This window comes from Bifidobacterium pluvialisilvae (assembly GCF_019331695.1).
Lineage (GTDB): Bacteria > Actinomycetota > Actinomycetes > Actinomycetales > Bifidobacteriaceae > Galliscardovia > Galliscardovia pluvialisilvae.
Genome location: NZ_JAHBBI010000002.1, coordinates 61100 through 86323, shown reverse-complemented (window position 1 = coordinate 86323; position 25224 = coordinate 61100). Strand labels below are relative to the sequence as shown.

Below are 25224 nucleotides of genomic sequence, written 5' to 3'. Positions count from 1 at the left end.
GAAATCCTTGTCTACCGCGTCGAACGGCTGGAGATGCGATAATACGCTCGTGGCGCTGCGGCCATGAGCAGGATTCGGGCCTTGCGGCCGAACGGTAGCGAACGGTCTCGTAGCACCGGTGGCACAGTCGTGGCCAGCGCCTTGCGGCACCGCCGGATGGTCGCCGTGTCGGCGCGTTTGTCAAGCAGGTCGTACAGCACGTCGTACCAGCCCTGCATGCGGCAGTATGCGAGCGCCGCCGTGTCCTCGTAGCCCTGCGATTCCAGATATGAGCAGCACAGGTCGGCGATGCGCGCCTTGTCGAAACTGTGTTCGTTCACCGATGCCGTGGTGATGGAGTTCTCCCGGATGCGGTAACGGTACAGCGGTCTGGCACTGAAATACAGTCCGCTCATGGTGTTGTAGACACGGCTGAGCACGAAGTAGTCCTCGCTGTTGAGCCCTTCGGGGAAGCGTATGGCTTCGGGACCGCGGAAGAACCTTGCGACGAACAGCTTGTTCCATACGGCGCTGGCCATGCGCTCGTGATGGTAGAGGAACGAACGCAGGGCGTCGGCACGGGTGAAGGTCTTGTCCGGCAGGGTGGCGTCGATGTGGTCCTCGCTGCCGTCGTCGAATACTTTGACGGTGCCGCACATGGCCACGTCCACGCCATCATGGCTGCGGATCCATTCGTGGAGCGTCGCGATCATGTCGGGCTCGATGACGTCGTCGCTGTCCACGAAGGCGATGTAATCGCCCTTGGCGACATCAAGCCCGGCATTGCGGGCGGACGACAATCCGCCGTTGGTCTTGTGCACCACACGGATTCGGCTGTCGTGCTCGGCCCACTGCTCACAGAGTTCCGGGCATCGGTCGGGCGAACCGTCGTCCACAAGGATGATCTCCAGATTGCGGTGGGTCTGATTGACAATGCTGATGACGCAGTCGGCGAGATACTGTTCGACCTTGTACACGGGCACGATGACGCTGATCAATGGTTCCGGCGCCGGCGCTTGGCCGCCGGTCATGATGTTCTTCTCGCTCATGCGTGCACCGTCACGATGCCGTCGGCGGGGAACCGCTGCGATTTACAGGTCTTCACCTCGTCGCGGAAATGTCCCACGGCGATGTACATGACGAGGAACTCGCTGTCGGGGATGCCAAGCAGCGCTCGGGTGGCTTCGTCGCGTTTCATGGGCAGCATGGTGTTGAGCGGGCAGGCGGCCAGTCCCTGTTCCTCGAGGGCCAGCAGCAGGGACATGCCGAACAGGCCGCCGTCGGTGTAGCCTTCGTTGCGTTCGTCCTGATTCATGAATGCCTGGTTGTCGGCGGTGATGAGCACCAGTGCCGGCGGCATCGGATATCCACGGAAGCCTCCCTGCAGCGGCATGGCGTGGCGGATGAGCTGCGGGTTGGTGATGATGTGCACGCGGGTGGGCTGTCGGTTGCAGACCGATGGCGTACGCATGGCGGCGTCCACGGCTTTGGTGATTTCCGCGGCGGATACCGGCTCGTCGGCGAATTCACGGACGGAGTGGCGTTCCTCCATGAGCCTGGTGAAGGTGAGGGAGCCGTTATGCCGCTTGTCGGCCGCCCTGATGGTCATGGCCCCGCCGGTCGTGTTCTCCGTCGTGGCGATATCGTTCCATATCGCCGCATCGAACAGTTCACGCATATATGCCAGGTCGACGTGCGCTTCCTCGTGACGGGTACGGTATTCATGCAACGCCGAGATCGCCGTCTGGTAGACGTCGTTATGGGCGATATCGGTGTCGGTCTTCCGTAGGGAAGCCATGAGCGGTGCCATCTGGGCGAGCACGCCCTTGCCGAATCCGTAGCGGAAGTCGGTATGGCTCAGACCCTTCTCAATCTGATGGGTGAAGAAGATGATGCGCGTCTCCAAGTGTTCCCGCCGCATGGAACCACGTCTGGCGTAACTGCGGCGGAACCGCTTCATCTGGTGGATGGTCTCATGTCGCAGCTTCATGTCGGCTTCGAGTCCGCGCAACCGCGCGATGAGGCTTTCGGGGATAAGTCGTTTGATGGTTTCCTTCATTCATGTGCTCCAAACCGTGGTTATTCGACGTCACTGCCCGAGTTCAGCGCCTCGGCGAGGAATTCCGCGCATCGCTCCTTCTCGACGGCGAGTTTCGGACGTACATCCGTGAAGTCAATGGCCTCATCGGACCACTGCACGCCTTCGATGAGCTGTTGCCGCTCCAATCCGCAGGTGGCGAGCAGCGAACTCATGCGATCGTCCATGTTCACTTTGCCGTTGTGGATGCCACGGACCACGTGGAACTGTTTCTCGAACAGGATGGAGAACGCGGTGCCGTGGAATGATGCCGTCAACACATGGTCGGCGTGACGGATGAGACTCAGGTAATGGTTGGGTGCGGCCACATCGAGCATGTGGAAGCCGTATTTCTCCAAGCCATACGACTTGTTGCCGGTGAACATCACGTATACAGGCAGTCCGGCTTCCTCGGCGTACGCCTGCACGGCCTTGGCGGCGCTGTCGTTGAGTTCGATGGAGTCGATGGCGTAGTAGAAGATGTACGGCTCGTCGACCAGTCGCGGCGCGGTGATCTCCTCATAGTCAGCCTGTTCGAGCAGCAACGTCGGGTCGATGACCTGCGTCACCTGCTGGTCGATTAGTGGCTGGAGATATTCCTGGGCCGATTTCTCGCGGACGGAGACGGCCTGATAATCCGCAAGCAGGCTGCGGTACCGTTCGGCGAGCGCCGTATCGCCCTGCTTGTCGAGGATGTGGCCGCCCATGCTGGAAGCGTAGGAGATCTTCGGTTTCGTATGCACGAAGTCGAGGAAATAGGCGTCGCTGTAGTCCCAGGCGTCCATGTTCCAGATCTGGTCGCTGCCGGAGACGAACACGTCGTATTGCGATTCGAGGTCTCCCATCTGCGACGGGTCCTCGTAGAACTTCGGTGTGAGCGTGAGCGCCGTATCAATCAGACTGGTGAAGTCGTCGTGGCGTCGCTGAATCAGCCTGTGATGGAGGAACGCATAGAGGTTCTTGGCGATGTCCTTCGGGCCCGAGACCTTCTTGTAGACGTCGTAAAGGTACTGCTGGCGCGGTGTGGAGAAGTTGATGATGTCACAGCCGTGGCCGAGCTGCTGAATCTTGCGCTGCGTGGCATATGCCTGCAGAAACGATCCGTTGTTGTGCGCGGCATGATAGGTGATGAGCGCTGTTTTCCTGGTCATGGACGGTCCTTACTCGGGTGGGTTGTTACTTGCTGACGTTGTTCAACAGTGTTCGCCACTGTTCGATGATCGCCGGCTTGCCGAAGCGGTCGGCGTCGTCGAGGGCGTGGGCGGCGTAGGTCTTCCGTCGTTCGGCGTCGTCGATCAGCCGGTTGATGGCGGCGGCGGTCGCGTCGATGTCGCCGACGGCGGTCAGGACGCCGTTGACGCCGTCGGCCACGATTTCGGCGGGGCCGGTCTCGCAGTCGAAGCTCACGATGGGCAGCCGGTGCGCCTTGGCTTCGAGCAGCACCATGGGCAATCCCTCGAACCGTGACGTCATGACAAACATGGCGGCCTTGCGGTAGTAATCCCCCATGTTGTCCACACGGCCGGGGAAAACCAGCCGTCCGGCCAATCCGGCCTGTTCGGTTTTGCGTTCGAGCATTGCGCGGTCCTCGCCTTCGCCGGGCACGACCCAGCGCCAGCCGGGATGCTGTGGCAGCACCTTGGCGGCCACGTCCACGAGCATGTCGAAACCCTTCTGATAGGTCAGGCGTCCGGAGCTGAGAATCATGCGGGAGTCGGCGTCGTACTGCGGTTCCGGCGTAATCGTCTGCATCGGGTTCGGAATGGCGACGATCGGACAACGCAGTCTGAGATTGCTGCCGTACAAGCGTTTGTCGGCCTCCGTCAACGTGACGATGGCGTCGGCCCGGCGCGCCGCCCACCGTCGCGTGAGCTTGCGGTAGGGCACACCGGGATTCTGATTGAAATTGAAGTGCTCCCACGAGATGACCTTCACGCCGGTTCCGCGTCGCAACGGCAGGGAGTACATGTCGAGGATGCCGTCGATGTCGACGAGCACGTCGATGTCGTGACGTTCGACGAGTTTTCGCAGGCGTCGGACCGTGTCGAAGTAATGCTGGATGCCGTGGGTGACGGTCGGGTACACGGTATGGCGTGCGATGCGTTCGTCGATGGCGAAGAACGGTTCGGCACGCTCCTCGAAAAGACTGATGAAGCAGATGGCAAAGGATTCTTCGGCCCGGCCATCGCCTCGCCCGGCATGACGTGACGAATCGACCAACGCGTTGGCAATCATGATGGATACGTTTTCGGTGCCTCCGGAACGGGTGATGTCACCGGAGAAGAACGCGATACGACGGGTCATCGGGAGGCTCCTTCCCGCGCGGGCTGCACAGCGTACCGTTCATCGGGAGTACGGGACTCGCCGAGGTTATGGCAATAGCCCGCGGTCGCATCATCCCGATGCATCACACGGGCGGGATTACCGACGACGATGCTGTGGTCGGGCACGTCGAAGTTCACGTAGGCGTTCGGCGCGATAAGTACGTCATTGCCGATACGGACGTTGCCTACAATGACCGCATTGGAGCCGACCCATACGCGGTTACCAAGCGTCGGCACGCCGATGCGGCGGCCGCGGTTCTCCTGTCCGATAACCACGCCAGGACTGAGATTCACGTTGCTGCCAAGCGTGGCCTTGCCGTTGACGATGACCGTACCACGATGGCCGATGAACAGACCGTATCCGATATCCGTACCGTATCCGATCTGGAAACCGGTCTTCTTGGACAGGACCAGCAACCGCCACCGATACCAGTAGTGGAGCGGGCCACGAGGATGCGCCTGCGCCTTGCGCAGAACGGTCGTATAGCGGAATCCCTGCTGCACGAGCCGGAGCTTCAGATGGAAACAGAAGCCCGGCTTGCACCCGTATCGTCGTGCGTCGGTGCCAATCAGCTGTTTGACGTCGAGCCGTGTGGAATCACCCATGTCATACCGCCCTTTCCACGATGTCGTCGCTTTTCGGCGCAAAGAACGGCAGTCGCTGGTTACCGCTCAGAATCAGCAGATGCAATACGGGGAATGTGGCGGACTCGTGTCTCACCCACGAACCGAAGTCAGGCTCGAAAATGAACGACGCCAACGCATAGCCGATGAACACACACAACGCCAGGAACTGCGACTTGTCACGCACCTTGTTGATCTGCCGCAGCAGACGGATCATATAGAACGTGATGAGCAATTGGAAGCAGAAGAACGGCAGGTAGTACAGGCCCTTGACCATCAGTTCGACCGGCAGCAGCATGCGTATGGCGTTGACGAGATAATTCGCCATGAAGATCGGCAGGCCGTCGCCTGGAATCCAGTTCTTGATCAACGTCTGCGAATCGGCGCTGCCGTCGAAGGCCGTAAGGTAGCCGGCACGCAGACCAATCATCTGCTGGTATTCACTCGGCATGACGGCTTGTGCGACCACCATTATCGCGTAGATGCCCAGGAAGCAGATCACGCAGATGGCGGCGACGGTCGGCGCGTTGAAATCGCCCCTGCTCAGGCGGAACACGGAAAGCAGCACGAACACAAACAGCACCAGGGCGGCTATCAGCACGTAATATTCGCGGAAGAACGTGCTCTCGTAATACAGCACCGCACAGCTCAGGCCGATCTTCAGTATCGAACTGTCGATCGGCAAAATGAGGATGATATAGACGGCGAAGAAGAACGCGAACTGGATGATGTCCTTGCCGATGTTGAACACGTAGATGTTCAACAGGCCCGTCGCCGCCAGAATGAACACCGATTGGAGGAAGTCGGGGCTGTCCACGCGGATGACCATCACAAACACCAGGATGGTGAAGATGACGCCGAGCGTGAACGACCAGTCGAGCATGGTCCGGAAGCCGAACACGTTCAGCGACTTGAACAGGTCGGCGGCAACGCGATATGTACCCTCCCACTCATCCACGGTGGCGGAGTCGATGGACATGCCCACGATGCGGTTGTTGTCGTAGAAGTACTTGTCCGGCAGCACATACGCGACCATGATCTTCGCCACGATGGCGACGATGGGCACCAATGCGAGCACGACGTTCTTGTCGCGTGCGGCACGGCGGCGCAGGGCCAGCTGCGTGGCCTTGCGTGTCGGGTGGTGATGCCGGCGGCCCGTGTTCGGGGCTTCGGCCGGGAGGGACCGGGATTGGCTCTGGCTCATGCGCGGCTCCCGCCCGCCTTCGCCGGTTCCGCCAAACGTTCCGCCTTCGCCAATGCCGTCAGATAGAACTTCTGCAGCCACGTGGCGTTGGCGACGATGTCGAAGCCGGCCTTCGTCACCAGTTCAGGGCCCTGCGTGCGGTCGGCGACCTTCGGCGCCTCGGCCTGGGCGAGGATGCGCCTCGCCCATTCGGCCGGTTCGGCGTCCAACGGCACGATCTGCACGGTGCCGGTCACGTCGCACTGGGCGGGCACGCGGTCGGAGATCGTGCACGGCAGGCCGGCGGACTGCGCCTCAATCATCGTGACGGGCAGTCCCTCGAACAGGCTTGGCAGCACGAACGCGTCCATGCCCTGCATGAGACGGTCCACGTCCTCGCGCACGCCGAGGAAGCGCACGGCGTCATGCAGGCCGAGTCCGTCGACCTTGGCGCGGATGCGGTTCTTCAGTTCGTCGTTAAGCTCGCCACCGCCGACCAGCCACAGTTCGCTGTCCGGACGCATGCGATGCACCGCGGCGAAGATGTCGATGAGGAACTCGTGGTTCTTCTGCGGGAAGAAGCGGCCCACATGGCCAAGGACGAACGTGCCGTCGCCGGTGCCGATCTCGGCGCGCACTGCGGCGGCGACGGCCGGGTCGTAGCGGTATTGCGCGGTGTCGATGGCGTTGCGCTGCTGGATCACGCGGCCACGGTTCCTCTCACCGAACAGCCAGTCACCGGCCTCCTCGCCGCACGCGAACATATGCGTCACGTATTTCGGCAGGCGGAAGCGGAAGTACTCGCGGAAGACCGACTTCACGTCGAAGCCGACCGGACGGTTGTGCGCGTGCGCGATGCGTACGGGCACGCCGAGCTTCGCGGCCTCGCGCAGGCCGAAATAGCTGCGCTCCTCAAGATTGGAATGGATGATGCGGTATTCGGGGTGTTTGCGCAGGAAGTCGCGGATCTGACGCTTGTATCTGCCGAAATACTGCGGATACATCGGGCACATGCGGTAGATATGGCCACCCATCGCCTCGATCTCGTCCTCGTAGGCGGCGCGGTACTCGCGGTTGACGAGGAAATCATACGTGACCTTGCTTCGGTCCATATGACGCATGTAGTTCATCATCATGGTCTCGGCGCCGCCGCGGTCCATGACGGTGTCGAGCACGAGCACGCGGGTCGGGGATGATGCTGCTGCGGAGGTTTCGACCTCTCCCCCGGCCGGCTTCGCCGACGGTCCCCTCGTCTGAGGGGACGTGGAGGAATCGGCGACCGTGGCGGACGCCCCGTCGCGACGGATGGGTTCCACGTGGAACGTCGCGTCCATACGGACGACGGAGTCGGCGGGCACGTCGCCGGAGATCACGCAGCCGGCGCCGATGACGGCGTTGTCGCCGATCGTCGAGCCCTTGAGGATCGTCACGTTGCTGCCGATCCAGCAATGGCGGCCGATGGTCACGGCCGCCTCGGAATATCCCTGCTCCTTGATGGCGAGGGACGGGTCGGCGAACCGGTGGTTATGATCGTACACGTGCACGTTCTCGCCGAAAATGGTCTCGCTGCCGACGGCGATGCGTCTGCGTGCATGCAGGCCGCATCCGTTGTTGAAGAACACGTTGTCGCCGATGACGATCTCGCCGCCGTTCTCCACGGTGGCCTGGAAGCCGCGGCGCATGTGGAACGCCTTGCCCCAACGCATGTGCCGGCCGTATACGACGCGGTACAGCGCCTTCAGCAGCAGGCCGGTGAACCGGTACCATGCCTTGATGATGATCATCGTCGGACCTCCTTGACGGCGTCCTCCGAACGCAGTTCCGCCGCGGAGGGCAGCAGTTCGCCGCGATAATGGCGGGCGATGTCGCGCACCATCTGCGAGGCGAGGAACCGTCGGAGGAATGTTTCACGTGTAACATCGCGGCCCGGCGGGTCGTCCAGCAGGGCCGTCACCGCGGCCGCGCCCGCCTCCGCGTCACCGACGGGGAACAGCGAGCCGTTGATGCCGGGGTTCACGACCTCGTTGTTGCCGACCGCGTCGGTGGCCGCCACGGGTACGCCGGCACGCAGCGATTCGATGAGCGAATACGGCATGCCCTCGTACAACGACGTCAGCAGATACACGTCGAACGCGGCGACCATGGTCTCGGCGTCGGCGCGGTAGCCGAGCACATGCGTATGTGAGGCCACGGCGTCGCCGCATCCACGCCAGTATGCGAGGACGTCGGATTCCATCGGACCGTCGCCCATATACACGAAGTGGACGTCGGGGCGGCGGCGGACGACCTCGGCGGCGATGCGCGCGAACGTCATCGGATCCTTCTGCTCGACCAGTCTGGCGGTCACGCCCACGACCGGCGCATAATCGGGGATGCCGAGCCCGCCGAATCCGAGGGCCGCACGGGCGTCGGCGCGCGACGGCACGGGAACGTCGGGGATGCCGTTGACGATCACGCGGAACTTGCCGGGCTCGTCGAGCCGGGCCGCGAGCGCGGCGCGCTTCTCCCCCGCCGAGACGTTGAACGTCAGCGTGGTGGCGTGGCGGCTGAACCAGCGTTCCAGCGCGGTGAACACCATGCGTTTCCCGCCGGAGAACTCGGGGGCCATGAACGAGTAGGCGTGCGGCGTGTAGAAGACGAGCGGCGTGCGTTCGAGCCTGGCGGCGAGGCGTCCGATGATGCCGGCCTTGGAGCTGTGGCAGTGCACCACGTCGGGGCGGATCTCGCGGATCACGGCGCGCACCTGGCGCAGGGCGGCCAGCTCGCGCAGGGGGCTGATGCTGCGCACGAGCGCGTCGCACGGGATCAGCCGGGCGCGGTGCCGCAGGTCGGGCAGGTCCTCGATGAATGATGCGTCGAGCCGTGATGTGCCGTGGATGAGCGTCACGTCGAACCGTTCCTGGTCGAGTCCGCGGATCAGATCGACGACGTGCCGGCGCGTCCCGCCCTGGGACTCCAGCACCATCACCACCTTCGTCTTCCTCATGATGTGCCTCCGGACTCCCCTACTCGGCCTCGGCGTCCTTGCGGTGCCGGCGGCCCTTGCCCGGCCTGCCTCCGGCCGGGGACTTCCCGCCGTCCGCGTCGGCGTAGTAGTAGTACTTCGATTTGCTGCGCTTGCCGGCCTCGGCGTAGTTGACGACCACGCCCATCACGGGCACGTTCACCATCTCGAGTTCGGCGGCCACGCCACGCAGCGACTTCTTGGTGGCCACGTTCTGTCCGACGACGAGCACGAGCTTGGCGCCTTCCTTCGCGAAGATGGCGGCGTCGTTGGCCACGTCCATGGGCGAGGTGTCGACAATCACATGGTCGTATTCGAGCGCGAACCGCTCCAGCAGCGCGAGCATGGTCTTGGAGCCGAGCAGCAGGCTCGGGTTCGGCGACTTCTTGCCGGCGGGCAGCACGTGGAAGTTCTCCTTCCAGTACCTCTGGATGGCCAGGTCGGCCTCCACCTGGCCGGTGGCGAGGTTCGTGAGTCCCACGGCGTCGCTGATGCCGAGGTACTGGCCGATGGACGGCTTGCGCAGGTCGGCGTCGATGAGCAGCACCTTCTCGCCCTTTTCGGCGTAGGCGGCGGCGAGGTTCACGGCCAGGGTGCTTTTGCCTTCGTTGGGGCCGCCGGAGGAGACGACCACGAGATTGCCTCCGGCCATGTCCTTGGGGATGACGAACGAAAGGTTCACGGCCACGCGGCGGATGTCCTCGGCGATCGCGCCGGCGGGCTGCGCCACGATGACGGGCGCGCTGCCGGCGAGCAGCTGGTTCTTCGGCAGGTTGCCGATGACCGGCGCCTTGACGTACATCTGGATGTCGGCGACCTGGCGGATCTTCTTGTCCATGAAGTTCAGCGCGAGCGCCACGATGACGGCGAGCACGAATCCGGCGAGCGCGCCCTTGAACGCCCCGCTCTTCACGTTCGGCGAGGTGGGTGTGCTGGGCGCGTAGGCCTTCTGCACCACGGAGAACTTGATGGGCGTGGTGAGCTTGCCGCCGTCGTCGGTGTAGAGGTTGTTGATGATGAGGTTGTTGAGCGTGGTGGCCACCTCGTTGGCGATCTGCGCCGACTCCTTGGGGTCGCTGCTGTTGGCGCTGATGGTCATGAGCGTGGTGTCGCCGTTGGCCACGGCGGCCACGTTGGCGGCGAGCTCCTCGGTGGTCATGTCGAGGCCGAGATTGTCGATGACGGGCTGGAGCACGGATTCGGTCTTGACGAGGCTGGTGTAGGTGCTCATCTGCCGTTGGATGGCCTGGGAGTCGTTGTTCACCGACCCGAGGTCGGTGGTCTGGGTCTGCAGGCGCACGAACACCTGCGTGCTGGCCGTGTACACCGGCGTCTCGGATTTGACGGCCCAGGTGACGCCGCCGGTGACCGCCACGAGGATGGCGAGTTCGAGCAGCAGGTACTTTTTCAGTACGTTGAGCAGGTCGAATATGTTCATTGGTCGTTCTCCTTGATCAGGGGAGTCTGATGGATGGTCATGGCGGTGCCGGCGGCCTTTTCGGAGGTCTGCACGGTCACCGAAAGCGTTGCGGTCCCGCCTGGCTTGAGGGTGATCTTCTTGGCACCGACGGTCAGTCCGTTGTGCGTGGCGATGGTGTCGAAGCCCTTGCCCGCATTGGAGCCGCCGCTTATCGTCCAGTTGACGAGGCGTCCTCCGGCGGGCGCGTACACGTAGACGACGGTGGCGATGTCGCCGGGGGTGACGTCGTATCCTTCCGACATGCCTTTGCCGGTCACGTAGTCGGGCAGCGAGGCCACGTCGGCCGCGTTGACGGTGTTGGTCAGGCGTATGTCCACGACGCACTGCTGCGCGCCGGATGCGAGCGTACGGGTCTTGCGGCTGGCCACGGTGCGGTCGAGGTACCAGCTCATCTTGCCCTGGGTGCCGTCGGAGAGGTAGACGCCGGTGTTGGGTTCGGCGGGTTTGGTGGCGAGTTCGCCGGCGATGGCCGTGTCGTGCAGCTGCTCCTGTTCGGCGCTGCGCACCGACCAGACCTTGAGGTGGCCCTGTGTGGTCGACCGCATGACGGCGTTGAGCAGCGCCGCGGAGTTGCCGCCGTCGGCCGCGTGCAGGATGTGGTCGAACGACTGTTTGGCCACGGTGGAGAACAGGGCGTCCTGTTCGTCGGGGGTGCGGTTCTCCATGTAGGCGTCGTGCAGCAGGTACCGTGTCGTGTTGGAGCCGTCGAGCGTGAGTCCGTCACTGGTCTTCACGCCGCCGGTCACGGCGAGCAGGTTCTGCAGCAGGCATGGGTCGATCATGACGACGCCGCTGATGGGCTGCTTGTGCTCCTTCTCCCACATGGCCTTGGCGATGGCGGCGGCGCGCGGGTAGTCGGGGGTGAAGTTCACGTCATGCGGCTTGGTGAGCAGGTTCCTCCCGAACAGGGCGGTCTCGTCGTCCTGTGCCTCCAGCACGGGGGACGACAGCTGCGGCAGCGTGCTTTCCGAGACGAAGTCGGAGAGCGTGAACCGGCCGTTGTTCACGGTCAGCGTGCCCCATGAGCCGGGCAGTCCGCCGGTCGGGCGCACTTCGGCGTTGTTCTGCGCGATGACGAGGTACGTGCGCGGGCCGGAGTCGTTGAGGTCGAGCATGGACGGCGCCGCGTTGGCGATGCGGGCGACGACGTCCACCTGGTCGGCGAGGTCGGCGAATCTGCCGCGCGCGTTGTCCAGCGCGTCGGCGACCTGCGCGATGTGCGGCGCGGGCACGCGGCCGAGGTCGATTTCGGCGTCGCCGATCACGCGGCTGGCCTGGGCGAGGTCGTCGGCCGAATCGGCGAGGCCGGGCATCGACACCGCGCCGTCGCGCACGCTGATGGACGTCACCGACAGGTTCCCGGCCGCGCGGCCCAGCTGCGGCAGCGCGTTGACGGATACGTCGTGCATGATGCCGACGGTCTCGCGCACGGCGTTCACATCGTCGCCGAGCACGGGCACCATGCCGAGCACGCGCCATCCGAATCCGCTGGTCTGCGCATAGGCCTTGTCGACGCCGTCAGACAGCCGCGTCATGCCGGCCTTCGCCGCGTTCGCATCCCCGCTGCGGATGGCGGCGGGTATGGCGGACGCCCCTTGGGAGGCTTCGGCCACGGCGCGCTTCACCTGCAGCGCGGAGTAGCCCATGTACGCGCCGTATGCGGCGAGCGCGAGCAGCAGGGCGAGTATGGCGAGCAGTATGCGGCGCACGCGTCGGCGCCGCCGGATGCGGGCCACGTGTTCGGCGCTCATGCGCCGGCGTCGCGGCCTGGCCCCCTGGCTGGTGTCGTTCAGCACGTCCTGGGAGAAGCCCTCGAGGTTCGGCTGCACGATGTCGTTGTCGGTGTTCTTCGTATCGTTCGTCGGCATCAGTAGGCACCCTTATGCGTGATGACCACGCCTATGGTCTTGAACAGTATGGTGAGGTCGCCGGTGATGGACCAGTCCTGCACGTAGGAGACGTCGAGCTGTTCGGATTCCTCGGCGGTCAGGTTGCTGCGGCCTGAGACCTGCCATGGGCCGGTGATGCCGGGCTTGACGTACATGCGCGTGGCGTACAGCCGGTTGTATCGGGCGTGCTCCTCGGGCAGCGGCGGGCGCGGCCCGACGACGCTCATGTCGCCGCGCAGCACGTTGAGGAACTGCGGCAGTTCGTCGATGCTCCATTTGCGGATGAACGATCCGACGCGGGTGATGCGCGGATCGCGTTTCATCTTGAAGATGAACCGGTCGGTCTGACCGGTCTCCTCGGCGAGTTTCGCCTTCAATTCGTCCGCATTCGTGACCATCGACCGGAATTTGATCATATGGAACGGCTTGCCGCGCAGTCCGATGCGTCGCTGCCCGTAGAACACCGGCCCGCCGTCGTCGAGTTTGATGGCGATGGCCGTCGCCGCCATGATGGGCGAGGCGACGATGATGGCCAGCGTGGCGAGCACGAGGTCGAGGCCGCGTTTGACCATGCGCGTGCCGAATCCGTATTGCGGCAGTCGCAGCGTCAGCACGGGCATGCCCTGGATGTTGCGCAAGTACAACCGGTGCGCGCCCATGTCGGCCGCTCCGGCGCTGAGCGCGATCTCGATGCCCAGCGACTCCACCGCCAACGACAGCACGTTGAATTCCACGGAGTCGCGGCGGATCACGTCGCAGATGAGCAGCGTCTGTACGTTCATGTCGACGGCGACGACGCCGAGGTTCGCGTTGTACGGCAGCACGGTCAGACCGTCGTCGATGTCGACGTCGGCGGGAATCGGCATCGACATGACGGTTTTCGTCTTCGGATCGATGCCGATGGGGCATACGGCCACCGGACGGTAGTTCATCTGCGTGCGCTCGCGGAGCCGTCCCAGCGTCCTGGCGATGCAGGCCGGCGAACCGATGACGATGGTCGCGTAGGCGAACCTTCCGTCGCCGCGACGCCGCACGATGACGCGGCGCGCGACGAACCGGGCGGCGACGGTGAACGCCAGCGTGAGTGCGGCAGAGGCGGCCATGATGTGCAATGGCAGGGGCAGACCGGCGACGTAGTTGAACGCGGCCTGGACGACGAGCAGCTTGACGACGCCCTCCACGATCCGGTAGTTGACCTGATATCCGTCGCCCATGATGTGGCGATGGTAGATTCCGGCGCTGTGCAGGCACGCCACGTATATCAGGGCGCACAGCACCATCAGCATGCCGGCGAGCAGTTCGCTGACCATGCCGTCGTCGTCGGGCATGTAGGAGAACGGTTCGTATGCGAACATGATGAGGTTCGCGAACACCAGCATCGACCCGTCCACGACCATGAGCACGAGGTTGACGAAGAACCGCCAATACAGCACCTGCGACGCCTGTCGGGCGCCGGTGAGTTCCATGGGATTGCAGTATCGGACGTCCGGCGCGGTTTCGGCGACGGCGACGTTGCCATCGGACGTTCCCGACGCCGATGCGGGGGATGTGTTCGGGGATTGGCTGCGGTCCCGCAAATACCGCTGACGGTCCTGTTTCAATCGCCACCCTTCCTCGACGCCGTCATACCCGCATTCTCTTCATATTGGGGGTATGCACCATTCGATAACTATACGATATAAGCCTTACAAAAAACGTTCTACATGATGTTAGTGATAACACTTCACAACCCCTCTATATTATCCAACACATCGCCACCAAAAGGGGGTGAACTAAGCGCACAACCATGTGACCAGGTACGACCACGTGACCAACCACCCTCTGTCATCCTAAGTAAAGGCCGGAGCCCCCTTCTGCTCGCGTTGGACATGGCGTCAGCCAGATGTCATCCCGAGCGAAGGCCGGAGCCCCTTTCTCCACTGTCATCCCAAGCGAAGGCCCACCCTCTCCCTTTGTCATCCCGAGCGAAGGCCGACCTCCCTTTTTGTCATCCTGAGCGAAGGCCGCCTTCCCCTTTTTGTCATCCTGAGCGAGCGTAGCGAGTCGAAGGATCTTGAGGTGGCGAAGAGGATCCTTCGACTTCGGCCTGCGGCCTTCGCTCAGGATGACAAAAGAACTACGCTCCTCCAGAACGATAAGGACCACGCTCCTCCAGAACGGCAAAAGGACACTACGCTTCGCTCAGGATGACTTGGGACGGCACGCTCTCTCAAGACGTCAACGGGACGGACCGTGGGAATTGTCCGTCTCTTTGGCCTATTTGACCCCGCTTGGCGGTACATTGTCGCTTATGCCGACTTTTGATTTGGGACTTGAACACGTTTCGCTTGCTTTTGCCACCAAAACGATTTTCACCGACGTGACGCAGGGCGTCTTCGAGGGCGACCGCATCGGCATCGTCGGCCGGAACGGCGACGGCAAGTCCACACTGCTGCATCTGTTCAATGGCACGTTGGAGCCGGATTCAGGCCGCGTCTCCATTCGCGGCGGACTCACGTTCGGCATGCTCGACCAGCGCGACCCGCTTGACGACAACGCCACCGTGCGCGAGGCCGCGCTCGAGGGCCGCGAGGACTACGAGTGGGCGGCGGAGACCAAGTCACGTGAGATCGTGGAGGCGCTGCTGGGCGGCATCGACCTGAACGCGCGCGTGGGATCGCTGTCCGGCGGCCAGCGCCGCCGCGCCGACCTCGCCCGCCTGCTGCTCAAGGATTGGGATATTCTCGCGCTTGACGAGCCGACGAACCATTTGGACGTGGTCACGATCCACTGGCTCGCCGAGCATCTGAAGAACCGTTGGTCGTCGAACGCCGGCGCACTGCTGCTGGTGACGCACGACCGTTGGTTCCTCGATGAGGTGTGCGAGTCGATGTGGGAGGTCCATGACGGCACGATCGAGCCGTTCGAGGGCGGCTATTCGGCGTATATGCTGCAGCGTGTGGAGCGTGACCGTCAGGCCGATGTGCGTGAGACGAAGCGCCGCAATCTGGCCCGCAAGGAGCTGGCGTGGCTGACGCGCGGTGCCCGTGCGCGGTCGACGAAGCAGAAGTTCCACGTGAAGGCCGCGCGTGAACTCATCGCCGACGTGCCTCCGATGCGCAATACGCTGGAATTGAAGCAGATGGCGACGTCGCGTCTGGGCAAGCAGGTGGTGGATCTCATCGACGTCACCCAGATCTTCTCGTCCCGCGAGCACGCACTGTCGGAGAGAGCCGCCGGCGAAGGGCATGCCGCCCCCGACGTCGTCGACGCCATGTATGCGGAGCCGCAGCCGCGGGGTTCGGTCGAGGTGGCCGTGGATACGCTGGCCGATCCGCGTCTGGTGGATGCCGGTGTGCCCGAGGCCGTGGAGGCCGCCGCCAAGGCGCGTGCCGAGGCGGAGGCACTGGCCCGCGAGCAGGGCGTGGCCGAGGTGGCGGTGAAGCCGGAGGTCACGTCCGCGGCGCAACGCGTGACCGTCTCCGGCCGCAAGATTCTCGACGATGTGACGTGGCTCATCGGCCCTGGCGACCGTATCGGCATCGTCGGCGCGAACGGCGCCGGCAAGTCCACGCTGCTCAAGCTCATCGACGGGTCGATCACACCCACCGTGGGTCATGTGAACATCGGCAAGACGGTGAAGTTCGCGGTGCTTTCGCAACGGCTTGACGAGTTGGAGAAGCTCGGCAAGTACAAGATCAAGGAAGTGCTGAGCCGCTATAAGCCGAGCTACATCGTGGAGGGCAAGGAGGTGACGCCCGGACAGCTGATGGAGCGGCTCGGGTTCTCGTCCGCGCAGCTGATGACGCCGATCCGCGACCTGTCCGGCGGCCAGAAGCGTCGCATGCAGCTGCTGCTGATTCTGTTGGACGAACCGAACGTGCTCGTCATGGACGAGCCCGGCAACGACCTCGACACCGATATGCTCGCCGTGATGGAGGACCTGCTCGACACCTGGCCGGGCACGCTCATCGTGGTCTCCCACGACCGGTATCTGCTGGAGCGTGTGACCGATCAGCAGTTCGCATTGTTCGACGGCAAGGTACGGCATCTGCCCGGCGGCGTGCAGGATTATCTCGACATGGTCGAGCATATGCAGAAGGAGGCCGCAAACGGAACCTCCAATGGCAGCGGCAAGCCCTCCGGCGAGGCCGGTTCCGGCAAGGATTCCGACGACGCCAAACCGAAGCTGTCGGGCAAGGAATACCATCAGGTCACGCGCCGCATCTCGGCCATCGAACGCAAGCTCGCCAAGCTCGAGGAGCAGAAGACCAAGCTGGAGGAGCAGATGGCCGCCCACGACCCGACGGACTTCGAGGGACTGAACAAGCTCAATGAGCAGATGAAGGCCCTCACCGCCGAAAACGACGACCTCGAAGCGGAATGGATGGACCTCAGCGAACAGATCGAGTAGCCGGCTGAGAAGGGCGGGGGTGTCATGTGTTTCTCGATACGCTCCGGGCCGCTCAGGCCAAGTCTTTACGATCGCGAAACACATGACATCCCACATGCCCGCCATCCCGAGCGAGCCACCTTTTGCCATCCTGAGCGGAGGACGAAACGTCTCAACCCATGTCATCCTGAGCGAAGGACGTAGTCCGGAGTCGAAGGATCTTTGACCACCCGGCGAGCAGATCCTTCGACTCGCTCCGCTCGCTCAGGATGACATAACGAGTCCACGCTCGCTCAGGATGACAACAAAGCACAGCTCCAGCTCCTCTCATTCATGAGGGAGCCAGCGAGTAGGAGCGACTCAGCAACCCGGCTCCCCTCAGCCAGCATCTTCCCACGGGTTCACCACGTCCACGCCGGTTCCTTCGAAATCCTTTACGTTCCGCGTGGCCACCGCCGCTCCACGCGACCGCGCTATCGCCGCAATCATCGCATCCTGCACGCCAATGGGATGCCCCGACCGTTCACGCATGGCGCATATCTCCGCGTAATCGATTGCCGCACTGCCATCAAACGCATAGATTCCGTCACCGAACAACGTCAACTGATAGTCGATGACCGACGATAACTGATTGCGCCTCTTACCCGCCGGCATACGACAGATGCCCCAAAACAATTCGGCCACGGTAATCGAGGTGACCGCCAAATCATCCATCGACTGCCGTCGAAACCACGAAACAACCTCGGGATTCGGATGAGGACGTACTGTCTCGCTAATGACATTCGTATCCAGAATAATCACGAGAGCCCTCCTCTTGCCCCGGTCAATCCACACCCATGCTCTCGCTCCGGTACAGAAAATTCCTCTTCGGTAAAGCCTTCAATATCATGCTGTCCCATAAAGGAACGCACCCGATCATAAAAATTGGTGTCCTCCATATCCCTCTGCACAAGACGCCCGGCAATGTAATCCTCAATCAGAGAACGGGCCTCCGCCTCCGCCGAGCGATTGTTGGCTTTCGCCACTGTCTTGAACTGCTCGATAACATCGTCATCCAGCCTGCGAATTGTCATCGTCCCCATATCAACCTCCCTGTTCCAATGCGGACCGCCTCATTCTCAGGCAGCCGCCATGCTGTCATTATGCTGTCATTTTCTATGCTAGCATATTGCTAGCACGAAAAACAAACGGAAGGTCCGCCGATTCCCGGTGTTCCTTTTCCCGCCGCATCGGTAGACTTATGTGCATTATGGCTGCTTTTACTTCTTTGACTGACCGTCTTTCGGGCGCGTTCAAGAACCTGCGTTCGAAGGGCAAGCTTTCCGAAGCGGATATCGACGGCACGATCCGCGAGATCCGCCGCGCACTGCTCGACGCCGATGTGGCGCTCGAGGTGGTGCGCGCCTTCACCGCCAAGGTGCGCGAGCGCGCGCTCGGCGCCGAGGTCTCGCAGGCGCTGAATCCGGCGCAGCAGGTGGTGTCCATCGTCAACGACGAGCTGACGAACATCCTCGGCGCCGGCGTGGACCGCCCGCTGAACTTCGCCAAGAACCCGCCGACGATCATCATGCTCGCCGGTCTTCAGGGTGCCGGTAAGACCACGCTGGCCGGCAAGCTCGGCTACTGGCTCAAGGACGCCGGCCATACGCCGCTGCTCGTGGCCGCCGACCTTCAGCGCCCGAACGCCGTCACCCAGCTGCAGGTGGTGGGCGAGCGCGCCGGCGTGCCCGTGTACGCCCCCGAACCGGGCGTGCAGGCGGCCGGTGACGATGTGACCTCCCCCGACCAGACCACCGGTGACCCGGTGAAGGTGGCCCGTGACTCCATCACGCTGGCCAAGGAGAAGCTTTACGACACGGTAATCATCGATACCGCCGGCCGTCTCGGCGTGGACGAGGCGCTGATGAAGCAGGCCCGCGACATCCGCGACGCCGTGCAGCCGAACGAGATCCTGTTCGTCATCGACGCGATGATCGGCCAGGACGCGGTGAAGACCGCGAAGGCGTTCGACGAGGGCGTGGACTTCACCGGCGTGGTGCTGTCCAAGCTTGATGGCGACGCCCGAGGCGGCGCCGCGCTGTCGGTGGCGAGCGTCACCGGCAAGCCGATCCTGTTCGCCTCGAACGGTGAGGGTCTCAAGGACTTCGAGGTCTTCCACCCCGATCGCATGGCCTCCCGCATCCTCGACATGGGCGACATCCTCACGCTCATCGAGCAGGCGCAGAAGGAGTTCGACGAGGAGGAGGCCCGCAAGGCCGCCACGAAGATCTCCGACGGCAGCTTCGGCCTCGACGATTTCCTCGACCAGCTCCAGCAGGTGCGCAAGCTCGGCCCGATGAAGAACCTGCTCGGCATGATCCCGGGCATGGCGGCGCATCGCAAGGAACTCGAGATGTTCGACGAGAAGGAGGTCGACCGCACGGAGGCCATCATCCGCTCGATGACCCCCGAGGAGCGTCGCAATCCGAAGATCATCGACGGTTCGCGCCGCGCACGCATCGCCTACGGTTCCGGCAATACGGTCTCCGCGGTGAACGCCTTGCTGCAGCGGTTCGAGCAGGCCGCGAAGATGATGAAGCGCATGAGCAACGGCTCGCGCGGCATCCCCGGCATGGGTGGCCCCGGCGGCGGCAAGAGCAGCCGCAAGGCCAAGAAGAACAGGAAGAACAAGAAGGGCCGTTCCGGCAACCCGATGAAGCGCGAGGCCGAGGAGAGGGCATTGCGCGAGCGGCTGGCCGGCAAGGGCAGGAGCGGCTCCAACGGCGGCTCGGCGTTCCAGAAGCAGCCACAGAATCCCGCATTGCCCGCGGGTCTGCAGATGGGCGAGAACGGCATGCCCGAGCTTCCGCCGAATCTTGGCGGTGGCCTCGGCGGCCTGTTCGGTCGCTGACGGTAGCATTTTCTTCAGCCAATTTCGTCCGTTTCGTTATCGGCTCCCCTTCCAGCGGAGGGGAGCCGTCTGCTTTCCCTCTCATCTCATGCCCGCGAAGAACCGTCCTTCACGCATTCCGTCAATTCCTCCGTTCCCTGTTCCAAGGAGCCGTACCGTGATTCTGTGGATTCCGCTTGTCGTCGTCGCCCTGTGGATGGCGTTGAAGTATCTACCGGCTGGCTGGGACCATCATCGTCCCCTGCCGGAGGCCATCGCGTTGGTCCCGCTGCTTGTCGCGCCAATCATCCTGCTGCTGGTGGTTGCGCTGGTCGTCCGTGCGTGGCCACAGGCAGTCATGGCCGTCGTGCTGCTGGTTATCCAACTGTTGTGGCAGCTGCCGTACGTCGTTCCCCTGCCCGGATTTACGACCGCGATGCTCGGCGTTCCCCTCCAGTCGGTCGCCGGCACGACGTTGCGTGATTCCGGATCCATGGAATCCGCCGGCCAATCGCCGACGACCATCCGCGTGATGACGGTGAATACGCGGTACGGCCGCGCGGACACGGGCACCATCATGCATCTGGTGAAGCAGGAGCATGTCGATGTGCTGGCCGTGCAGGAGGTTCATGGCGATCTCATCCATCGTCTTGAACAGTCGCATATCGACGATGAACTTCCCTACCGCGTTCTCGGCAAGGCAAGGGCGGACGACAATGCCGGCTCGAATGCGTTGCTCATGCGGTTCCGACCGGTCGAATACGCCGATTCATCGGTGGATATCAGAGCTGCCGCGGCTCCCGTGGCGAAGGTTCGTATCGGCGGGCAGTTGGTGGAGTTCGCGTCCGTGCATCCGAAGTCGCCGCCACGCAGCGGACAGGATTGGAGCGACGGCGTCCGTGCGCTCGGCGAATTCGCGAACCGTGCCGACGCATGCAATACGGCGACGACGCTGCGGGAGATGAGCGGCACTTCCGGCCTTCGTCATGACATTGATTCGTCGGATAATCCGAAACTGCCGACCGACGCCGACGGAACTCCGAAGCAGTATTCCACGGCCCCGCATTGTGCGGCCGTGGTGATGGGCGACATGAATTCCAGCGTGTTCCACCCGAGTTTTCGTGACGCGTTGCGTCACGGGTCGGGATTAGCCGATTCGTCATTGGAACTGCATCATGGATGGCATCCGACGTTCCCCGCCAGTTGGCCGACGTTCCCGGCGTTGATTGAAATCGACCACGTATTGCATTCGTCGGGCATAGTGGCGAAATCGGTGCGGACGGCACGAGTGCCCCGCACCGATCACCTCGCCCTCATCGTCAAACTCGAGGTGCAATAAAAGCTCCCTCTGACGAGCAGCCCCTTTTGTCATCCTGAGCGAGCGCAGCGAGTCGAAGGATCTTTCCACCAACTCCAGATTCTTCGACTCCGCGCTACGCGCTCCGCTCAGAATGACAGGGGCTCAGCAATTGGCTCCCCTCAATCATGAGGGGAGCCAATTGGATGAAGCTACTTAGCGTCCAGCTCACATCTCCCTGCGACGGGCGATGGCGAGCGCGGCGCCGGCTGCGGCGATCACGATGGCCGCCGTGGCGATCGTCGTGATCTCGGCACCGGTCTTGGCGAGCGGCTGCTTGACGGCCGTCCGCTTCACGGCCGTCTTCTTGGCGGCGGTGGCGGTGGACTTCGCCGAGGCGGCCGCCGTGGTCTTCGGAGCGGTGCCGCCGGGCACCACCGTCACTTCAAGCGTCGTCGGCGCAAGGCCTTCGACGGGCTTCCTGGTGTCGGGATCGAGCACCGAGAACGTGACCGTGGTCTTGCCGGGGGCGACGGCGACGAGCTTCTGGGTGTCCTGCAGCTCCTTGTCGGCGAACTTGGCGGTCTGGTCGAATCCGGCGACCTTCGCGTTGGAGGACGTCCACCGCGTGGGGATTCGGAAGTTGTTGCCCATGTTGACGTCCTGACCGGACTTGGCGTCGGAGGACGTCTTGCCGTTGGTGCCCTGCAGGCTCTTCACGTCGATGGTGCCGACGAGGTTGCGCGATTCGCCCACCTTGAGGGTGAGCTTGCCGTTCTTCACGTCCTTGCCGGTGATGGTGAGCTTGACTTCGGGGGCCGGCTGCGGGTTGGCCTCCTGCGTCCACTTGGCGTAGACGGTCGTGTCGTCGGTGAGCGTGAAGTCACTCCAGTCAACGGCCTTGGTCAGCGCCGCATCGGTGTACCAGCCGGCGAACTTGTAGCCCTGACGGGTCGGATCAGCGGGCTTGCTGGCCTTCTTGCCGGTTTCGACCTTCTGGGCCTGAGTCTCAGAACCGCCGTTCGACTCGAACGTCAGCGTGTAGGTCTTCTTGATGGGCTGTGCTTCGGTCTTGACGGCGAGCTTGACCGGCGTGGTGAGCGTCCACTTCTGAGTGGTGTTGTCGTAAGTGAAGGTGGCCGTGTAGTTGGTACCAGCCCACGTCTTGTCGAAATCGGTGGCCTTGACCGGCGGATTCAGCCAAGAGAATTTGCTCATCACCATGGTCCAGCCGCTGGACAGGTGGTCGGACTTCAGCGTGGCCTGTATCGTCCATGCACCGTTCGATTCCGCAGGCTCCGCGAAATCATAGCCGCCGAGGAACATATTAAGGTTCGTTTCAATCTGCGCGTTGTTGGCATCCGGTGCCACGACGACCACGGTGCCGTCCTGTCCGGCGAGGTTGTATTTGTTGACGGCAGGCGCGGTGGCGGCCGGACTGGTCTCGGGCTGCTCGCCGCTCTTCGACTGGGTTTCGGTCTTGGCGGCGGGAGTCTGCTGCGGGGCCGTGGTCTGGGCTTCGGTTGCAGGGGTCTTCGGGGCGGCGGACTGAGATTCGGTCGGCGTCGTCGGCTCGGCAGGAGTCTGCGGAGCGGCGGGCTCGGTGGCCTTCGGAGTAGCCGTTGCGGCCGGAGTCTTGTTTTCGGCGGCCGATGCGGCGGTCTTCGCGCTCTGCGTCGCCGCGGCACCCGTCTGCGACGGAGCCGACGTCGTCGCGCTCGTCGCAGCTTCCGACGTTTCGGTCTCGGCCGCGTTCGCCGCAATCGTCATGCCGAACGCCGGTACGATCATTCCCACAGTCAACAGTCCGGCAAGCGCCACCGATCCAACCCGCTTGCCCAGACGCCAATCATCATTCGTATTCCGTGTCATATTCGCATCCTTCCTCATGAAAGTCCCATCCCCACCAACGTCGTGGGGATGAATCTTCACCAGTTTCCATAGTAGGAGGGGAATCCAAACGGATCGCCGAGCCCTCGGGCCGGAAACATGAACTCTTGGCGAACAACGCAGGCGTCATTCGATTGACGTATCACGATTCGGCATCCCGGTGAATCGGCGGCCGTCGTCGTGACACAATATCCGCCATCGTGACACAATAGAGGGTCATGGACGTCATTGAGGAGTTTACGCACGGCAAGCACCGGGATCAGTCGCTCAACGAGGACGGGTACTACATCGGCGGCGGTTTCGCCGCCGTCATCGACGGGGTGACTAGCAAGGCGTCGGAACGCATCTGGATGCCCGCGCCGGGCGTAGTCGCGAAGGACACGCTGATTGCCGCCCTGGACGGCATCGTCCAGGAACAGCCGGCCGGTAGACCGAACGCAATCACCATGCGTGAGATGCAGCATCGGCTCGATGCCGCGCTGCATGCCCGCTATGAGGCGTCGCCGTTGTCTCCCGCGTTCTTCCGCCAGCATCCCACGGAACGTCTGCAGGCCAACGTCGTCGTCTATAGCGAGGCACGGCATGAGATCTGGTTGTTCGGCGACTGCCAGGCGATGATCAACGGCAAACGCATCCCCACGACGAAGAAGGTCGACATTCTGCTGGCCGAACTGCGCAGTTTCGTCTTCCAGGCACAGTCCGCCGGCCGTGCCGCCACCGGCGGCGAAGCCCCCGTGCCCCCGCCGCCAAGCGCCACGTCCACTGCGGTGTTCGCCGATCCGGGCCGCGACGCCATCATGCCGTTCCTCAAGATGCAGACGAATTTCGCCAACCAACGCGGCGAATACGGGTATTTCGTGTTCGACGGCTTCACCGACCCGCAGTATCCGATCTACGTGGCGCCCGTGCATGACGGTGACGAGGTCGTGCTCGCCAGCGACGGCTATCCCGTGCTGCGACGCACCCGTGACGCCTCCGAGGCCGAACTGCTGCGCCTGCGCCGCAAGGACCCGCTGCTCATCCGCGAGTTCAAAGACACCAAGGGCTTCTCCCCCACGCTCGAATCCTTCGACGACCGCACGTACGTACGATTTGTGGTATGAGCGTGGTGTGAGCGGATTCCGTCAATGTCGTGCGACGTCGATTGACGTCGTATGACGCATCCCCGCTAGACTGATTCCCATGTCGAATGAACTCGTGAGCATCATCGTGCCGGTGTACAACGCGGAGAAGTATCTGCGGTACTGTCTGGATTCCATCGTCGGTCAGTCATACCGGAATCTGGAGATCATTCTGGTGGACGACGGCGCGGAGGATTCCTCGGGGACGATCTGCGACGAATACGCAGCGCGCGATTCGCGAGTGCGCGTAATCCATCAGGAGAACGGCGGCATCGCCAAGGCGCAGAACGCGGGATTGGACGCCGCGACCGGCGCATACATCGCATTCGCCGACAACGACGACATTCTCGACCGATGCAACATCGAACTGCTGCTGCACGCGTTGGAGTCCACTGGCGCGGCGATGAGCAAGGCCCGCTGGCAGCAGGTCGGCGTCTCGCAGATTGCCGACACGGTGGCGCAGGCCGCCGTCGGCGCCGAGCCGCCGGAAACGACGACTGTGTTCCGCAATCCTCTGCTCGCCTATCAGACCGTGTTCTGCAAGTCGCTGCGCCTGATCGGCAGCGCACTCGGCCGCCATACCGAGGCTCGCTACTTCAACGAGGCCAACTGGTGCCGCCTATACCGTCGCGAACTGTGGGACGGCATCAGGTTCCCTGAAGGGATGTATGCGCAGGACGTGATGGTAGCCGGCGAACTCTACTCCCGTATGGACAAGGTCGTCGACGTGGATGAAGTCCTCTACTACTGGCTGCAGTCGTCCGGTTCCGTCACCCATGCCGAACGCAGTTTTGGTTTCTACCACGACAACGCGGCCGCCGGCATCGCCAACTTCCGTCACGCGCTCAATGAGGGCGTGACACCGGCCCGCAGTTATTACACGCTGGTCGGCTCCGTGGCGGAAGAACGTACTGCCCCGGACTTTGAAGCCCCCGAAAGTCAACGACAATACGAAAGCGACCAAGCTGAGATGCGCGAGCTGTTGGCCGCCCTCTCCCCCATTCAGCGTCTATGCTGCGCCACGCTGCAGAAGATTCGTCTCTTCGAAAAGCACATCTACGACCGCAAGGTGAAGGCGATGAAGTAGGGAATCGTCGTTCACACGATAATGGCGG

The 25224-nt window shown here is 63.1% G+C and carries 19 protein-coding genes; 5 read left to right on the top strand and 14 right to left on the bottom strand.

Annotation, left to right across the window (positions count from 1 at the left end; genetic code table 11):
* Positions 1 to 11 precede the first annotated feature (11 nt).
* From KIH77_RS01835 to KIH77_RS01780, 11 genes are read right to left on the bottom strand one after another with little or no spacing between them, the layout of a single operon-like run.
* The gene (locus KIH77_RS01835) at positions 12 to 1028 is read right to left on the bottom strand and encodes a glycosyltransferase family 2 protein (RefSeq protein WP_236024391.1); all 1017 of its coding nucleotides are present in this window, start codon (positions 1026 to 1028) and stop codon (positions 12 to 14) included.
* The gene (locus KIH77_RS01830) at positions 1025 to 2038 is read right to left on the bottom strand and encodes a nitroreductase family protein (protein WP_219099392.1); all 1014 of its coding nucleotides are present in this window, start codon (positions 2036 to 2038) and stop codon (positions 1025 to 1027) included. The genes KIH77_RS01835 and KIH77_RS01830 overlap by 4 nt, the downstream gene beginning before the upstream one ends.
* Positions 2039 to 2058: 20 nt before the next feature.
* Positions 2059 to 3207 (bottom strand): polysaccharide pyruvyl transferase family protein, encoded by a 1149-nt coding sequence (locus KIH77_RS01825; RefSeq protein ID WP_219099391.1) that lies wholly within the window; start codon positions 3205 to 3207, stop codon positions 2059 to 2061.
* Between the two features lie 25 nt (positions 3208 to 3232).
* Positions 3233 to 4360: a glycosyltransferase family 4 protein gene (locus tag KIH77_RS01820; protein ID WP_219099390.1), complete on the bottom strand. Its 1128-nt coding sequence runs from the start codon at positions 4358 to 4360 to the stop codon at positions 3233 to 3235.
* Positions 4357 to 4986 carry a serine acetyltransferase gene (locus tag KIH77_RS01815; protein WP_219099389.1) on the bottom strand — a complete coding sequence of 210 codons (630 nt, stop codon included), beginning with the start codon at positions 4984 to 4986 and terminating at the stop codon, positions 4357 to 4359. Before KIH77_RS01815 ends, KIH77_RS01820 begins: the two co-directional genes overlap by 4 nt.
* Position 4987: 1 nt before the next feature.
* Positions 4988 to 6208, bottom strand: a complete 1221-nt coding sequence (locus KIH77_RS01810; protein WP_219099388.1) for a hypothetical protein — start codon at positions 6206 to 6208, stop codon at positions 4988 to 4990.
* Positions 6205 to 7971: a glycosyltransferase gene (locus KIH77_RS10535; protein WP_274607424.1), complete on the bottom strand. Its 1767-nt coding sequence runs from the start codon at positions 7969 to 7971 to the stop codon at positions 6205 to 6207. The genes KIH77_RS01810 and KIH77_RS10535 overlap by 4 nt, the downstream gene beginning before the upstream one ends.
* The gene (locus KIH77_RS01795) at positions 7968 to 9173 is read right to left on the bottom strand and encodes a glycosyltransferase (protein ID WP_219099387.1); all 1206 of its coding nucleotides are present in this window, start codon (positions 9171 to 9173) and stop codon (positions 7968 to 7970) included. The genes KIH77_RS10535 and KIH77_RS01795 overlap by 4 nt, the downstream gene beginning before the upstream one ends.
* A 19-nt stretch (positions 9174 to 9192) precedes the next feature.
* Positions 9193 to 10629, bottom strand: a complete 1437-nt coding sequence (locus tag KIH77_RS01790; RefSeq protein ID WP_219099386.1) for a tyrosine-protein kinase domain-containing protein — start codon at positions 10627 to 10629, stop codon at positions 9193 to 9195.
* The gene (locus KIH77_RS01785) at positions 10626 to 12539 is read right to left on the bottom strand and encodes a DUF4012 domain-containing protein (protein ID WP_219099385.1); all 1914 of its coding nucleotides are present in this window, start codon (positions 12537 to 12539) and stop codon (positions 10626 to 10628) included. The genes KIH77_RS01790 and KIH77_RS01785 overlap by 4 nt, the downstream gene beginning before the upstream one ends.
* Positions 12539 to 14161, bottom strand: a complete 1623-nt coding sequence (locus KIH77_RS01780) for a sugar transferase (RefSeq protein ID WP_219099384.1) — start codon at positions 14159 to 14161, stop codon at positions 12539 to 12541. The genes KIH77_RS01785 and KIH77_RS01780 overlap by 1 nt, the downstream gene beginning before the upstream one ends.
* Positions 14162 to 14850: 689 nt before the next feature.
* Here KIH77_RS01780 and KIH77_RS01775 point away from each other — a divergent pair.
* A complete protein-coding gene (locus KIH77_RS01775) occupies positions 14851 to 16953 on the top strand; it encodes an ABC-F family ATP-binding cassette domain-containing protein (protein ID WP_219099383.1) in 2103 nt (700 codons plus the stop codon).
* A gap of 357 nt (positions 16954 to 17310) precedes the next feature.
* Here the strand turns inward: KIH77_RS01775 and KIH77_RS01770 are convergent, their stop codons facing one another.
* A complete protein-coding gene (locus KIH77_RS01770; protein ID WP_219099382.1) occupies positions 17311 to 17733 on the bottom strand; it encodes a type II toxin-antitoxin system VapC family toxin in 423 nt (140 codons plus the stop codon).
* Entirely contained in the window at positions 17730 to 18014 is a 285-nt protein-coding gene (locus KIH77_RS01765) for a FitA-like ribbon-helix-helix domain-containing protein (protein ID WP_219099381.1), read from the bottom strand. Before KIH77_RS01765 ends, KIH77_RS01770 begins: the two co-directional genes overlap by 4 nt.
* Positions 18015 to 18181: 167 nt before the next feature.
* On the opposite strand from KIH77_RS01765, the gene ffh reads away from it, so the two are divergent.
* On the top strand, positions 18182 to 19822 hold the full coding sequence (gene ffh, locus KIH77_RS01760) for a signal recognition particle protein (RefSeq protein WP_219099380.1): 1641 nt from the start codon (positions 18182 to 18184) through the stop codon (positions 19820 to 19822).
* Positions 19794 to 21140, top strand: a complete 1347-nt coding sequence (locus KIH77_RS01755) for an endonuclease/exonuclease/phosphatase family protein (RefSeq protein WP_308283165.1) — start codon at positions 19794 to 19796, stop codon at positions 21138 to 21140. The genes ffh and KIH77_RS01755 overlap by 29 nt, the downstream gene beginning before the upstream one ends.
* A gap of 186 nt (positions 21141 to 21326) precedes the next feature.
* Here KIH77_RS01755 and KIH77_RS01750 read toward each other — a convergent pair whose 3' ends face one another.
* Positions 21327 to 22970: an InlB B-repeat-containing protein gene (locus tag KIH77_RS01750; RefSeq protein ID WP_219099378.1), complete on the bottom strand. Its 1644-nt coding sequence runs from the start codon at positions 22968 to 22970 to the stop codon at positions 21327 to 21329.
* A 236-nt stretch (positions 22971 to 23206) separates the two neighbouring features.
* On the opposite strand from KIH77_RS01750, the gene KIH77_RS01745 reads away from it, so the two are divergent.
* Both KIH77_RS01745 and KIH77_RS01740 read left to right on the top strand, forming a co-directional pair.
* Positions 23207 to 24091, top strand: coding sequence for a hypothetical protein (locus KIH77_RS01745; RefSeq protein WP_219099582.1), 885 nt, complete (start codon positions 23207 to 23209; stop codon positions 24089 to 24091).
* 79 nt (positions 24092 to 24170) lie between these two features.
* A complete protein-coding gene (locus KIH77_RS01740; protein WP_219099377.1) occupies positions 24171 to 25196 on the top strand; it encodes a glycosyltransferase family 2 protein in 1026 nt (341 codons plus the stop codon).
* Positions 25197 to 25224 lie beyond the last annotated feature (28 nt).

Excerpts from the sequence above, each read along its gene's own strand:
- KIH77_RS01835 (WP_236024391.1), bottom strand. The coding sequence starts at position 1,028 with ATGAGCGAGAAGAACATCATGACCGGCGGCCAAGCGCCGGCGCCGGAA.
- KIH77_RS01830 (WP_219099392.1), bottom strand. The coding sequence starts at position 2,038 with ATGAAGGAAACCATCAAACGACTTATCCCCGAAAGCCTCATCGCGCGG.
- KIH77_RS01825 (WP_219099391.1), bottom strand. The coding sequence starts at position 3,207 with ATGACCAGGAAAACAGCGCTCATCACCTATCATGCCGCGCACAACAAC.
- KIH77_RS01820 (WP_219099390.1), bottom strand. The coding sequence starts at position 4,360 with ATGACCCGTCGTATCGCGTTCTTCTCCGGTGACATCACCCGTTCCGGA.
- KIH77_RS01815 (WP_219099389.1), bottom strand. The coding sequence starts at position 4,986 with ATGGGTGATTCCACACGGCTCGACGTCAAACAGCTGATTGGCACCGAC.
- KIH77_RS01810 (WP_219099388.1), bottom strand. The coding sequence starts at position 6,208 with ATGAGCCAGAGCCAATCCCGGTCCCTCCCGGCCGAAGCCCCGAACACG.
- KIH77_RS10535 (WP_274607424.1), bottom strand. The coding sequence starts at position 7,971 with ATGATCATCATCAAGGCATGGTACCGGTTCACCGGCCTGCTGCTGAAG.
- KIH77_RS01795 (WP_219099387.1), bottom strand. The coding sequence starts at position 9,173 with ATGAGGAAGACGAAGGTGGTGATGGTGCTGGAGTCCCAGGGCGGGACG.
- KIH77_RS01790 (WP_219099386.1), bottom strand. The coding sequence starts at position 10,629 with ATGAACATATTCGACCTGCTCAACGTACTGAAAAAGTACCTGCTGCTC.
- KIH77_RS01785 (WP_219099385.1), bottom strand. The coding sequence starts at position 12,539 with ATGCCGACGAACGATACGAAGAACACCGACAACGACATCGTGCAGCCG.
- KIH77_RS01775 (WP_219099383.1), top strand. The coding sequence starts at position 14,851 with ATGCCGACTTTTGATTTGGGACTTGAACACGTTTCGCTTGCTTTTGCC.
- KIH77_RS01765 (WP_219099381.1), bottom strand. The coding sequence starts at position 18,014 with ATGGGGACGATGACAATTCGCAGGCTGGATGACGATGTTATCGAGCAG.
- ffh (WP_219099380.1), top strand. The coding sequence starts at position 18,182 with ATGGCTGCTTTTACTTCTTTGACTGACCGTCTTTCGGGCGCGTTCAAG.
- KIH77_RS01750 (WP_219099378.1), bottom strand. The coding sequence starts at position 22,970 with ATGACACGGAATACGAATGATGATTGGCGTCTGGGCAAGCGGGTTGGA.
- KIH77_RS01745 (WP_219099582.1), top strand. The coding sequence starts at position 23,207 with ATGGACGTCATTGAGGAGTTTACGCACGGCAAGCACCGGGATCAGTCG.
- KIH77_RS01740 (WP_219099377.1), top strand. The coding sequence starts at position 24,171 with ATGTCGAATGAACTCGTGAGCATCATCGTGCCGGTGTACAACGCGGAG.